Origin of the sequence: Aquibacillus salsiterrae, from assembly GCF_028416595.1 — a bacterium.
In the GTDB taxonomy this organism is placed as follows: domain Bacteria; phylum Bacillota; class Bacilli; order Bacillales; family Amphibacillaceae; genus Aquibacillus_A; species Aquibacillus_A salsiterrae.
Genome location: NZ_JAMQKC010000038.1, coordinates 1 through 12,690, shown reverse-complemented (window position 1 = coordinate 12,690; position 12,690 = coordinate 1). Strand labels below are relative to the sequence as shown.

The window sequence follows — 12,690 nt, the reverse complement described above, 5'->3', positions numbered from 1 at the left end:
TTCGATATCTGTATTCACAATGATTGCGATATGCACAATATTCACCTCAAGAATATTATGCGGTTAAGCATCCATATTGTACATTTTTAAACAATCATTTATGTACATCCTTAGGGTATCATTTATATTGCAACCTATGCTCGGTCGCTCTGCCTGACACCAAGTACCCAAAGCAATAAGTCCATACAAAAATCCATCAAAGCCACCAAGAGCCCACCCAAACCAACCACCAAATGTAACAACTGTAACTTGTAAATACGTCCATAACTCTTTCATTCTCATATTCCCTCCCCATCAATTTTAGGCAAAATAAAAAGGATTAGAATTGATCTAATCCCTAGATGGAAATAACTCGAGCTTTTCCAAATTAATTATAAAATTATGTGTTTTGAGTATATCCAAGCCAAGTAAGCCATTATGATTATTTGGCAACATTCCTACATCTAATACGAAATCTTTTATAGAGCGTGTTCAAAAAGCCCCTTTTTTTCTCCAAAATAAAAAATGCACCTTTAGCGAAATATGGTAAAATGGAAGTGCCAATACAACCAAAAACACCAATTTGCGAGGTGCATTTTCATGGAATTACAATTGGACCTAATTCCTTTCCACTACTATAACACGCTTGGCTTCGATGTGGAACTGATTGATTACATTGATCATGTTGACGATTTAATTGTATTAGAAAAAGTCAAACCACTATATAAGGATGGCGGCCGTCCCCCAGTAGATCCGAGGACATATTTTCGGATGCATTATTTATACTTTACGATGCCAGAAATCACGTCCTTTCGGCAGTTGTGTGATCAGTTAATAAACCCCAAAAATCAAGCTTGGCGTAATTTCATAGTTTTAATGTTTAAAAAAGCTATTTATGTCCAAGGGGGAAGTATGCCCTTTTTTCGGCATAATATTAGCGAATATTCAGTTAATTATACTACATCAAAATAAATTTACTTTCATTTCCATTTATGGAAATTCAGGTGGACATTGCTGGGCTGAATTTTTTGTTGTTTGAGTGCTTTTTGAACAACCTCTAATATTTATTTTCACCTGGAAATAATACCGCAATAACAATTACATCATTGTCGTCTTGTTTAAAATAAAATTGAAACTTCTTTACTACAATTCGAGATATTCCTTTATATTTTCCAAATTCCTCTGTATAATTCTTCCCGATCACAGGATTTTTCAACACACCCTCTGTTTCTAATACGACTTGGGAAATAAAATCGAGTGTTTCTACCGGCGTAAATCTTTCACTCCTAAATTCAATAAGCTTTTCCCTTACAATTGGTGTCCATGTAATATTACGAGACATTACATGAAATCCTTCTCTGAAAATGATTTTAAGAGGTCTGCGGTTGAAATTCCTAGTCCTTTTTTGTATTGTTCTTCACTTTCTTTAAACATACGTTCAAGTTGAGGATTCTTCTCAACATCTGATTTTATTGACTGTTCATCCTCTTCTTGTAAAACAAGAGTAAACTTACCCTTACCAGGAATAGAAAACTGGACAACTGAGTTATCACTATTCATTTCATTAATATACTTCATAAGCTCCTCTGAAGATTGAACTTTCCCCATACTATCACCACCGTATAAAATAACTTATATAAACATAATACCACACACCATGAATTCAAAGAAACGGCTTAACTATTCTAATATTTCCTCTTTTGATTACGTTTATATCTTAGCTCATTTCCAAAGTACCGCATAAGGTATGAGTTAGTAAACAGTATGTCATTCATTGGTACACTTTCTGTCATAAGTGGTAAAAACTATGTTAAGGATGGTACATTTCATTGGCTGTATTCAACCATACCGCGTTGCAGTACTTTTCCCGTTTCTGTGTCGTTGTCCCTTCATAGTAATCTAGTAAACTATTCATATAACAAGGGGCTAATGAATTCCCATTCCTATAATAAATGTAGCTACTCCAGGGATAATATTCTGGCAACTTAACCATTTTCGCCTCGACTGGATTGAGATGAATATAGCGGCTTACTTCCAGCATTCCTTCTTTGTCATCAATCACTTTGTCATAAAAACGTTTTTCGTATACATGACCTGTGAGGCGATATTTTGTATTATAATAATTAGCATACCGCTTATTGATTAGCGCCATTAACTTCGAGATCGCTATTTCCTTTGACCTTAGCTGTAAGTGGTAATGGTTGTTCATTAAGCAATAGGATGCGATTTCAAAGGGGTACTTTGCGTAGATTTGGTAAATGATATGGAGAAAAGCTTGAAAATCACTAGCATTTCGAAACAAGGGATCTCGACGATTTCCCCTGCTTACAATATGGTAAAATCGCTCTGGTATATAAATTCGTTTCTTATATGGCACCATGTTTCCCTCGCGATCACTTGTTGTCTATTCTGCCCCTACCTTCTTAGCGTCATCGCCTCCCAAATTGCATGATCGGCTATCCTTTCTTCCCCTGCTAAATCAGAAATGGTCCTTGCCAGTTTAATGATTTTAATTTGGACGCGGTCGCTCCAGTTTTGCTTAGCGGAAACATGTGTGAGTGTCTTTTTCTGTTCCATTGACAATGGGCTAGTTTCCATCATCGTTTCAAACGGAACCTTCGCATTGGACACTTCTACTTGATAACGGTCAAACTGACGCTGACGTGCTGATTCCACTCGTTTACGAATTTCTAAAGAGGATTCTTGCTGCTCCTGCGGCTGGTTTACATTGACCGATTTTAAAGATAGGAGAATATCCATCCGGTCATAAATAGGACCTGATAGTCGATTTCGGTATGCTTGAATTTGCTTTTGTGAACAAGTGCAGTAATGGTGCCTGGAACCGAGGTATCTGCACGGACATGGATTCATCGCGCCCACGAGTATGAATGAAGAAGGATATGTCACGGTAGAGTGAACTCTACTAATCGTCACCTCACCCGTTTCTAGCGGTTGGCGTAACATATCAAGTGTCTTCTTAGAGAATTCTGCAATCTCATCGAGAAAAAGTACGCAGCGATGAGCCATTGACGCCGTGAGGCTGAATGGATAAAAATACGCAAAATATAGATGGAATTATCCGAGTTTCTACTATATTTAAGACGCATTATTTTGTTATTAAGGAAAGGAAACATTTTATGCACAAAAAAAGACCCACCAAACAGCTTGTACTAGCTTGTTCAGTGGGCATTATCTTCACTATCTATTTTTTATAAGTAACTTCTGTGGATACAGTAGTACGATTTTCAACACTAACTTTAAATTCAATTTTATTTTTTATAACAGAATATAAATCAACTTCTGTCTCAGGTGCCTCAATACTTACTATTAAAGAATATCTAATCTTTGAATTATATTTTTTTAAGTTCGTTCTCAGTTTCCACCATCCCGTTATTGGATAAACAGCTATTTGATTGCTTTGACTTAATTCACTTGCTGTTCCTTCCCAAATATCTGAATGAACGGATCCTACATTTCTATTAGATGTCCCGATAACCCAACGGTTACTATCGTTTTTTACATCACCTTTATCTTCTTCATCATCTCGCATAGCCTTATTAATTCTCTTCAAGAAATTATCTTGATCCTCAGTTGAATTATTAACATCAAACTGCAGGCCACAAGAAGGATATCGGTATTTATCTTTCCAACCAATTTCTCCAGGACCTGGTTCAATAAAATAAGACAATGTAACTCGCATCTTTACATTTTTATCTTCCAGACTAAGTAATACATCATCTGGCCAAGGTATATTATGAATATGCATTTCTTTTGAAGTAATGCCTCCACTAGCCTTCTTATAAAAAGGTTGAATTTCATCTTCTATAATAAGGTTAACTCTATTAGAAACACTCCAAAGTGCTTTCGAAAGATTTGGCACACCATACCCACAAGTTCTCAATAAGTTTCTATAATCCATTCTTTTTGGGGGATTATTCTCAAAACAAGCATTTTTCATTGCATCTGTCCATTCAGCTGAATGGATCATCAAAGCCCTTATCGTTTCTGGCCATAGTTCAGGATAATGATGTTGAATACTTGCACCCATCCATGCCGCTTGTGCTGTTGCAGAACTTGTCATACTAACTGTATCGAATGATTTACCCGTCGCAGCATCTTTACTTGTCGTCAAAAGTTGTAGATCTGGTAATTCTGTATAAAAATCAGAACTCTCATCATAAGCTAAATTTCCACCCTCTAAAACTATATCCGGTTTCACCGGCCATTTAATACTCCACGTAAGTGAGCTAGAGGTAAATGGTGAGAAACATCCAGGTTCTACAACTGGCTGATATGTACCACTTAATTCTTCAGGTATTTGGTATTTGCCTGTATAAGCACCTACAGTAATAGCATTCCAAGCTTGTGCAGGATCTTCAATTGCATGGTTGATGACAGCAGTTTTTACATCACCTGATTCGCTAATCTCTGTAACACTAGTATTTCCTGCAGAAATGAACATAAGCTTTCTTCTTATATCCGTTTCTTCTATTACATTTGCACCTGAAATAATAGAATCAATCGCTCCTGACCATGAGGAAGGTCGTCCATCACCTTTAAGTGTATTGGTAGGAGCCGTAATAGCCATACAAATAGCTCTATTAGTCTCAGGATTTTGTATTTCCGCTAAGCTAATAGCACTTTCGGTAACATAACCATATAATTCTCGTTGATTATCATCACTACGATCAAATAACTTTACAGACTCTAAAAAGTGATTAACTACAACAGGAGTAGTATTTTCAAGTTTATCTTCAAGTGTAAAGTAAGATGCTATTCCAGCCATTCTTGTACCATGATTAGCAATGTCATACACATCTTTTGAAGGATCTACTGCATGCATATTTTCATCAGTTAAAAGTGGCGCTAGCAAATCATGACCATTATTAACACCAGTATCAAGTAAACAGACCGAAGTATTTGACTGTTCTGAAACATCTAGTCTTTCTACTAAATCTTTTACAAAGTCTCTTTGATCTAATTCAGAAAGCTCTTCAAAAAAGCTTGTTGGGGTAACCATAATTCTGAATTCTGCAATTCTAGAACTTAACCATTGCAATTCTGATAATTGCTGCTTATTGGCTCTTACTCCTAATACGACCCTCTCTGGAAATACTATTTTTTGATTTTTATGCTGGATTTGTCTTTCATCGCAAATTTGAAAAAATTCCCCAATAATGGTGTCCACTTCTTCTTTCATATCAAACATTAACCACACTTCACACCATTTAGGAGTATTGTTGGGTAATTCATTTTTATCGCTCATCCAAAGAGCATTGACCATTGCTAGATTAATACTCTCTATTGTTCCAATTACTTTTTCTTCATTCTCTGTTTCTTTGTACTTATTTAATTTCTTAACAAAAAAATCCCTTTTGTTTTCAGGGACAAAAACAGTGGAGCTTACAACTTTCTGCTCCTCACCATCATCTTCAGTTTTTATATTACAAATCCTAACCTTTTGCGTTGTATTCTCTAAGCTTTTAGTAATCAGATCATAACCAGCCTGACCCTTAATTTCTAAATATACACCGTGTTGAGAAGGTACCGAAACCGCACCTAAAGTTTCCTGCTGTTTTTCAGCTTCTTCCCACGTTTTATTTAAGCTTTCTTCTAATCGTTCTGCATGGCTACGTCTACTAGTTCTAACGGGGTAATTACCTTTTCCGCCGTTGGAGACAATTGGTGTGTAATCAACTGTTTGAGAGGATTGATTAATATATAAGTTGCTTAATTCTGGTTTCATTTATTGCTTAAGCCTCCTTATATTTATAATAATTCTTCCTATCTTTAATGTAATTTAATAGGATGTTTTTTGTAATCAGCTGATCCTCTAAGATAGAATACTTAACTGCTTCCTCACACGCTTTAACAATGTCTGCATGATTTAATCCTTTGGCCTCTTTGTACACATCTTCAGTAAAAATATCGTTAGATGCTTTGCCATGAAGCTTCATCTTAAGTAATCTTGTGATTTGTTCGATATCAGGATTTTTATATTCCATCACATCATCAAATCGTCTAAATAGAGCATTGTCTAAAATACTCGGGTTATTGGTTGCTGCGATGATAATACTATAGGATTCATCATCTTCAAGATTCTGTAAAAATGAATTTAAGATTCTTCTCATCTCACCTACATCATTATCTAAGTTTCTATCTGACCCTATAGCATCAAACTCATCAAATAAATATACCCCTCGAATTTCCTTTATCTGATCAAATACTTGCCGAAGTTTTGCACTTGTTTCCCCCATGTATTTCGTTATCAACCGATCAAATTGTATTACATAAAGCGGTAAATATAACTCGTTTGCTATAACCGAAGCAGTCATGGTTTTTCCTGTACCAGGATCACCTGCAAGTAGAAGTTTTGACCGATTCATAAGTCCATTTTTTCTTAGGAGATCTTTTTTGTGATACTCATTGATTACACGTTTGATTTTCTCTTCTATATCAACCGAAACAATTAAATCAGATAAATGAACATGAGTCATCTTCTGTTCAAGAATGTCTAGTCCGTTATTTAATGCTACGACCTTATTTTTGTTTAGATACTTAGGGTTTTGAATAATTTCTTTAATTTCTCGAGCACTTGCTGTATGACCTACTTTTGCTTCGTGAGCCGCAATTTGCAAAACAACAGTTTTAAACTTCTCCTCATTACTATCGAAATGCGCTCTCATTAAAGCTTTAATCTGTTCTATTGTTGCCATGCGGATTCACCTACTTTCTTTCGAAGTGCATATGATAAAAATATAAGGCACATACATCTTTTGTGCCTCAAAAATAGTGGTAAAGTTTGCTTAAATTATATTGTATGTTAAAATTTCCATTTTGTTACAACACATAAATTCTTTCTTTATTTTATCACTCAATGTCAAGGTTCTCAACTACATCACTAAGTTCATTTGGATAGTTCCTATTAGTGGAAATCAATTGTTATAACCTTTATAATTAGTGTATATAATGAAAAAAGGAAGTGCGCAAACACTTCCCCCTGCAACCTCTACCGTCAGGGTGGTGGTTGTCATAAAAGTTTATTTCTTTTGATAACCACCCTTTTGCTTGCGACGGCGTAGGGTGGTTTTCTTGTTTTCTAATACGTATTTCCGAAAGAAATATGCGCCTATTTCACGCACGCCTCCATTCAGAACTTCACGAAGAAATTCAAGAAATGTTTCCATGATCATCACCTCCTTTCCTATACGGAAAGAAAAGCAACAACCAACCACCCTCAGTTTCAGTTGCTATTTCAGTTTATCATATTCTAGCATTCAACTTATCTATCAACATTCGACAAATTTCGAGGCGTCACTGTGACCATACCTTAAAAACTGTGTAACTAATGGTACATTTGGGTGTCCGTAATCAATAGTTTTATAATTCAAATTACAAACATCTTCCAATCACCCTTAGCCACAGGCCTCCGTTGAAAAGTCATCGCCTCCCACAGCGCTTGGTCGGTAACCTCCTTTTCCCCATTTAAATCGGCTATTGTTCGTGCCAATCTAAGAATCTTCACTTGCACTCGGTTACTCCATTGCCCTTTTTGTGCATGCCGCTCTATCAGTTGGACTTGTTTACTAGTCACCTTGCCAACCCGCAAAAGGGTATCTAAGGAGGCAGTTGCGTTTGTCACTGTTCCCCCGTAACGTTCAGATTGAATTCGTCGCGCTTCAACTACCTGCTGTCTTAGCTCCATAGATGTTGGGCCTTCATTCTTGCCATGCTCAAGTGACACAGGAACCAATGGCAAGAAAATATCAAACCGATCGAGCAACGGTCCTGAAATCCGGTTATGATACTTTTGGATTTCCCTAGGGCTACACGTACAGTAACGATTCTTCGCACCATAATACCCACATGGGCATGGATTCATCGCAGAGATTAGCTGAAATCGTGCCGGGTAGGTTACAGTTCCCTGTGCACGACTAATATGAACCTTTCCGCTTTCCAGTGGTTCACGCAGCATGTCCAACGTTTTTTTCGTGAATTCCGGCAGCTCGTCTAGAAAAAGCACCCCATGATGCGCTAAAGACGCTTCACCTGGCTTTGGACTACTGCCACCACCAACAAGCGAAACATAGGACGAAGAATGGTGTGGGGACCGAAAAGGAAGACGAGACCTTGGCGGTGGGTTTGTACTTGATATTTGATAGACACTGAGCATCTCTAGGTACTCTTCATCTGATAGCTGAGGTAAGATGCTAGGGTACGTTTCGGCAAGCAACGTCTTACCACAGCCTGGTGGACCAGACATGAACAAATGGTGATTACCACTAGCAGCAATCACTAGAGCCCGCTTCGCTCTTTCTTGGCCGATAATTTTGGAAAAATCATGGTGAAACTCTGGCACTACTTCAGTCTGGGAACTCGTATTAGATTGGGTATCAAATATAGATAAGGTAGGTTGTCCTTCCAAATGGGCAAGGCAATCATCTAAATGATGGACAGGGATAACTCGAAGCGAGGGAATGTTTTTGATTGGAGTTTCCAATGCAGCTGGAACATAAATCTCTTTAAAGCCCAGTCTGGTAGCTGCAAGTAAACTAGGTAGCAAACCATCAACCGACTGGACAGCACCATCAAGCCTTAGCGATCCAACAAAGGCGGTATTTTCATCAAAGTTTGCTTTCGTCTTGCCTTTTTCTTTCATGACCCCCAATGCAATAGCGATATCAAAAAACGGGCCCATTTTCCGTTGTTCCGGTGGAGACAATTGCACAATCACTTTTTCATTCGACACATTGCACCCCATTAATATAAGGGAGCTCAAAACACGTTCCCGCGATTCTTTAACAGCAAGGTCTGGCAATCCAATAATTATGAAAGATGGAGGACCTTCTATCACATGCACTTCCACTTGTATTCGGTATCCCTCCATACCACGCAGACCAATACTAGATATTCTTGTAACCAACTCATTCACCTCTACTTATGTTTATTTCTGATTGATTACTTGTCACTTTTGTATTTAAAAACTTAATATAATTCTCTACCTTAGGTTCAGGAAAGAATGTGAAGATTCTATCTGTATCAACCAAGGAAGAAGTACCTGGTTGGATATAACTATGATAACTGCTCCATTTGTATTCACTTAGATCGGACAACCATATTAGCACGTATCGGGTTTAAATGAATATATTTGTTTACCTCTAACTCATATTCAATTGTGCTTAACAGTTCTGATCCGTAGCGACTTTCAAAGACATGACCAGTGTAATGATATTTTTGATTAAAGTATTTTGCATAATTGAGATGAAGATTGTGTAAGATGACTGATGGAGGGTGGCTAGAAAACTGAATCTGGAGATGTACGTGGTTTGTCATGAGACAATATGTATTCAGTAGGAAAGGCTTTATTTGTTGTGTATCTACTAAAAACCTTAAGTACGTCAGACGGTCTTCATCATCATGAAACAAAGAGGTCCTTCGAATTCCACGACTGGTAATATGAAATCGAGCACCCGGAAACCAAATTCGCTTTTTACGAGGCATTATTAGCACCTCCTCTATTACAAAAGTGGGAAACTATTTACATTAAATATATAGAGGAAAGGAGGAAGTAGAGCTTTTCAATAAATATAATTATTCTCCAACAAACTCTAACTTCCTGCTTCTCCCCTCAAATTTATTAGAAACCCATTTATTTAATATTCTAATCAAGTGTCCACTTCTAAAAGACAAGACACCATTTTGTCTTTTTTCGGTACCTGGTACCGATTCTATTATTTAACAAAGAATTTCATTTTGTATTTCCTCATACATAACTTCCCCAACACCGTCTTCATATCAAGAGCAAATGTCTTTCGACAGGATCTGACACCATAGCCACAATCATGGTCACTAAAAAAAGCACCTCTTTTTACAGAAGTGCTGCGCAACCTATAGTGGATCTGTATCATGTTCTCCATAAAATCTTTGTAGAGTAAAACCTGTTAAAGCAGAATAACAAGCATCAACCAATACCTTTCTTTCACTCTTCAAGTACGTCATAAACCACTATGACATTATTAATGTATATCCAATAATAACCATTGAATTCAAAATCAGGGTAATCTGCAACGTCATCAGCTTTTTCACGTGGTTTTACAGATAAGATACTTTTTGAATTTCGGAACACCATCTTGGGATCAATTTTAAATGGTTTCATTTCAGCTAATTTCACTCTAGCCTTTTGTCCTCAGATGACTTCATAACGGATTTCTTTATCTGTCACTGTTTACTTCATCTACCAATTTATCGAATTCCATTTCATCCCCACTATAATAAGAAAAATCAGTATCTCTATTTTTTCTGGCATCTCTTAATTGTTCTAAAACATCTTCATTAGAAAAAATCGCTTTTGTCATGTTCTTCTTCTGTTTTTCTGTTAATACACTAAAATCATTAACCTCTTCAGATTCTGTAAGGGAAAGCTCAAAAGTTTTATTTTCTGCTTTAAATGTATAGGTGTTCTCATCTATCTTCAATGCTTCATACATTTTCCCATCATCATTCTTTACGTATATCTTCATGAAGGACACCTCCTTCTCCTTATTATAACTCTTTATTTTCAGAAATTAATTGTTTTTTCTTCAGCTTTTTCACGTCAATTCCATTTCATATATTATAAACGATTTCTTACCATAATACTAATTACAAAAAGTACAACTTATCTGTTCATTCAAACTTAATGTATCCTTCAAATCCGGCTCTCTTTACTTTTCCCAGCAATTCTTCCGCATTCTCTTTCCTAGAAAAGGCTCCAACTTGGACTTGGTAGTATTTATTGGTTCCCCTTTCCGACTTAGACGATTGAGTAAAGACGGTTAAAGCACCTACGTTAATCCAACTCAATACCAATGAATACGTCACAAAGGAAGAAATTCATTCTTTTTATTCTTTGCGATGGCAGGTAAAGATACTGTTTAAAACATGGAAATCACTATTGAAGATTCACGAAGTGAAAAGAATGAAAGTAGAGCGTTTTGAGTGTCATCTGTATGGAACACTGATCTCTCTGTTAATCAGTTCAACTTTAGCATTTCAAATTAGAGAAGCACTCCACCGTTATGGAAAAAAATCAATTTTTGATATTTTGGGTGTTGTCATAACCAAAATTTTGGTCTAGCTTCATAAGACGAAAATTCTAATATTTTAAAAAAGCCTATTCCCTAGGTCTTTTTAGCATGTATGAATTTAAGCAGATAGCCAGTTCACCACATAATTACTCCCTGGAAAAGCAAAAACAGGGAGTAATTATTACATTAACTTGATGACTATAGGTCTGACCACATAGCCACGGGGAGTTCAACCACGGTTGGGGGAATAGCTGCAGTACTAAGATACCAGCTAATTAATGATGTATACTAGACAAACACAAAAAATACACCCCACAGGTGTGCCCATTAATTATACAAAGGGATATAGTGATAAACGCATGGCATTTACTGGTACATTCTTTGTCATTCGGTGGTAAAAACTATATCAGATATGGTACATTTCAGTGGCCGTAATCAGGGAATGTGTCTTCATTCCGAGAACAATTGCCTTTCGACAGGGTCTGACACCTAGATTCTTTTGTCTTTTTTAGGTACCTGGTACCGATACCGACCACTTTGTCTTTTTGTGGTGCCTGACACCAAGATCACGCAGGCACCGTGATTTTTAGGTTTGGGCTATTTGACGCTTATGTATAATTTTATGTATAATGGAAATATAATAAAAAGACTGGCCGCTTCGAACGCCCAGTCAAGTAGCAACATACATGCCGCATAGATGGCGGCTAACCTAAGTGAAATACTGTATTGGAAATAGCTACCTTACTTTGGCGAGCAGAGGTGGCTATTTCTTTTTGTTAAGAAAGACGACAATCGTTACAACTAATGTTAGTATCGCTATTAGCACTAAGCTAAATTGCGCTATTAAACTGAATGCTTCGTATGTCGTCATAAACCTCCCCCCCTTTCTATAGGGAGTTCAGCAGCCACCTTGCTTTATGTAGTTTGCTATAATGATTGTAACAATACCTAAGTAATAAATCTATAATAAAAAACATAGTGCCGATTTTTTCTTTCCCTAACCATTTGAATCAGTTCCCTACCGAAAGTAGTTGCCAAAAACCAAACAATTTCCGCTTTGCCCTTTCTTGTGGTACTGGTTTCCCATGTCCATATGCGGTGCCTGACACCATAGCCCGGTACCGATTTTCTAATTCCAATCTGACGAATCACCCAAACCTGGCAGTAATACTATTTGATACTTTTTCATCCTCATCAAGCTTTTTAAAGTTTGCTATCCTTTCATTGTATCTACCTTCATCAAAGTCTATTGATATAAATTTGATAAACTCTTTTCCATATGTTGTTAACTCAGCCTGCTTTTCATCTTCATTCAGTGACTCGGGGCCATTTTGGAGTGCATTCCAAGTCTTAGCCGACTTAACTAAATACAATCTCTCCAATTTATTGTATATTTGTTGTGCAAATCCCTCTATTTCAACACTTTCCTTGGTATTTTCCAAAGGAAATTTTTCTATAATAGCTGCATAATAGAAAAGTATTCTTACATCTTCAAACCTTAAGTTTCCCAACTATTGAAACACTTATCAAACTGCGAGCAGTATTAGAACTTGATCTCGGTGAATTATTTGGCAGAGTTGAGACAAAACTTATTCAAGAAGATTCCAACTAAACTAATAAAACTTACTTCTCCTTATCTTAATTA

The 12,690-nt window shown here is 36.7% G+C and carries 16 protein-coding genes and 1 pseudogene; 2 read left to right on the top strand and 15 right to left on the bottom strand.

Annotation, left to right across the window (positions count from 1 at the left end; all coding sequences use genetic code 11):
• Nucleotides 1-63 precede the first annotated feature (63 nt).
• Nucleotides 64-276 (bottom strand): hypothetical protein, encoded by a 213-nt coding sequence (locus NC799_RS17575; RefSeq protein WP_272447742.1) that lies wholly within the window; start codon nucleotides 274-276, stop codon nucleotides 64-66.
• A 303-nt stretch (nucleotides 277-579) separates the two neighbouring features.
• Here NC799_RS17575 and NC799_RS17570 point away from each other — a divergent pair, with 303 nt between their 5' ends.
• The gene (locus tag NC799_RS17570) at nucleotides 580-951 is read left to right on the top strand and encodes a transposase (RefSeq protein ID WP_272447740.1); all 372 of its coding nucleotides are present in this window, start codon (nucleotides 580-582) and stop codon (nucleotides 949-951) included.
• A gap of 85 nt (nucleotides 952-1,036) precedes the next feature.
• On the opposite strand, the gene NC799_RS17565 is transcribed toward NC799_RS17570, so the two are convergent.
• The 11 genes and pseudogenes from NC799_RS17565 to NC799_RS17515 all read right to left on the bottom strand — a co-directional run bounded on the left by NC799_RS17565 (nucleotide 1,037) and on the right by NC799_RS17515 (nucleotide 10,839).
• A complete protein-coding gene (locus NC799_RS17565; RefSeq protein ID WP_272447738.1) occupies nucleotides 1,037-1,321 on the bottom strand; it encodes a hypothetical protein in 285 nt (94 codons plus the stop codon).
• Nucleotides 1,321-1,587, bottom strand: a complete 267-nt coding sequence (locus NC799_RS17560) for a hypothetical protein (protein ID WP_272445694.1) — start codon at nucleotides 1,585-1,587, stop codon at nucleotides 1,321-1,323. Before NC799_RS17560 ends, NC799_RS17565 begins: the two co-directional genes overlap by 1 nt.
• Nucleotides 1,588-1,789: 202 nt before the next feature.
• Entirely contained in the window at nucleotides 1,790-2,359 is a 570-nt protein-coding gene (locus NC799_RS17555) for a transposase (RefSeq protein ID WP_417006705.1), read from the bottom strand.
• Nucleotides 2,360-2,394: 35 nt separating this feature from the next.
• A pseudogene (locus NC799_RS17550) lies at nucleotides 2,395-3,009 on the bottom strand (ATP-binding protein); the annotation flags it as partial.
• A gap of 172 nt (nucleotides 3,010-3,181) precedes the next feature.
• Entirely contained in the window at nucleotides 3,182-5,725 is a 2,544-nt protein-coding gene (locus NC799_RS17545; RefSeq protein WP_272447736.1) for a S8 family peptidase, read from the bottom strand.
• Between the two features lie 7 nt (nucleotides 5,726-5,732).
• On the bottom strand, nucleotides 5,733-6,695 hold the full coding sequence (locus tag NC799_RS17540) for an AAA family ATPase (protein WP_272447734.1): 963 nt from the start codon (nucleotides 6,693-6,695) through the stop codon (nucleotides 5,733-5,735).
• A 324-nt stretch (nucleotides 6,696-7,019) separates the two neighbouring features.
• Nucleotides 7,020-7,166, bottom strand: coding sequence for a hypothetical protein (locus NC799_RS17535; RefSeq protein WP_272447733.1), 147 nt, complete (start codon nucleotides 7,164-7,166; stop codon nucleotides 7,020-7,022).
• Between the two features lie 200 nt (nucleotides 7,167-7,366).
• Nucleotides 7,367-8,902: a YifB family Mg chelatase-like AAA ATPase gene (locus NC799_RS17530; RefSeq protein ID WP_272447731.1), complete on the bottom strand. Its 1,536-nt coding sequence runs from the start codon at nucleotides 8,900-8,902 to the stop codon at nucleotides 7,367-7,369.
• Nucleotides 8,903-9,075: 173 nt separating this feature from the next.
• Nucleotides 9,076-9,480, bottom strand: coding sequence for a transposase (locus NC799_RS17525; protein WP_272447730.1), 405 nt, complete (start codon nucleotides 9,478-9,480; stop codon nucleotides 9,076-9,078).
• A gap of 710 nt (nucleotides 9,481-10,190) precedes the next feature.
• Nucleotides 10,191-10,499, bottom strand: a complete 309-nt coding sequence (locus NC799_RS17520; RefSeq protein ID WP_272447729.1) for a hypothetical protein — start codon at nucleotides 10,497-10,499, stop codon at nucleotides 10,191-10,193.
• 145 nt (nucleotides 10,500-10,644) lie between these two features.
• Nucleotides 10,645-10,839 carry an SPOR domain-containing protein gene (locus tag NC799_RS17515; RefSeq protein WP_272447727.1) on the bottom strand — a complete coding sequence of 65 codons (195 nt, stop codon included), beginning with the start codon at nucleotides 10,837-10,839 and terminating at the stop codon, nucleotides 10,645-10,647.
• Between NC799_RS17515 and NC799_RS17510 the strand changes: the two genes are divergently transcribed.
• Complete coding sequence (locus tag NC799_RS17510) at nucleotides 10,811-11,095, top strand: transposase (protein ID WP_417006706.1); 285 nt, start codon at nucleotides 10,811-10,813, stop codon at nucleotides 11,093-11,095. The two genes, NC799_RS17515 and NC799_RS17510, sit on opposite strands and share 29 nt — an antisense overlap.
• 713 nt (nucleotides 11,096-11,808) lie before the next feature.
• Here the strand turns inward: NC799_RS17510 and NC799_RS17505 are convergent.
• The 3 genes from NC799_RS17505 to NC799_RS17495 all read right to left on the bottom strand — a co-directional run bounded on the left by NC799_RS17505 (nucleotide 11,809) and on the right by NC799_RS17495 (nucleotide 12,556).
• On the bottom strand, nucleotides 11,809-11,916 hold the full coding sequence (locus NC799_RS17505; RefSeq protein WP_272447725.1) for a putative holin-like toxin: 108 nt from the start codon (nucleotides 11,914-11,916) through the stop codon (nucleotides 11,809-11,811).
• A 139-nt stretch (nucleotides 11,917-12,055) separates the two neighbouring features.
• Entirely contained in the window at nucleotides 12,056-12,184 is a 129-nt protein-coding gene (locus NC799_RS17500; RefSeq protein WP_272447724.1) for a hypothetical protein, read from the bottom strand.
• A 9-nt stretch (nucleotides 12,185-12,193) separates the two neighbouring features.
• Nucleotides 12,194-12,556, bottom strand: a complete 363-nt coding sequence (locus NC799_RS17495; RefSeq protein WP_272447720.1) for a hypothetical protein — start codon at nucleotides 12,554-12,556, stop codon at nucleotides 12,194-12,196.
• Nucleotides 12,557-12,690: the final 134 nt, after the last annotated feature.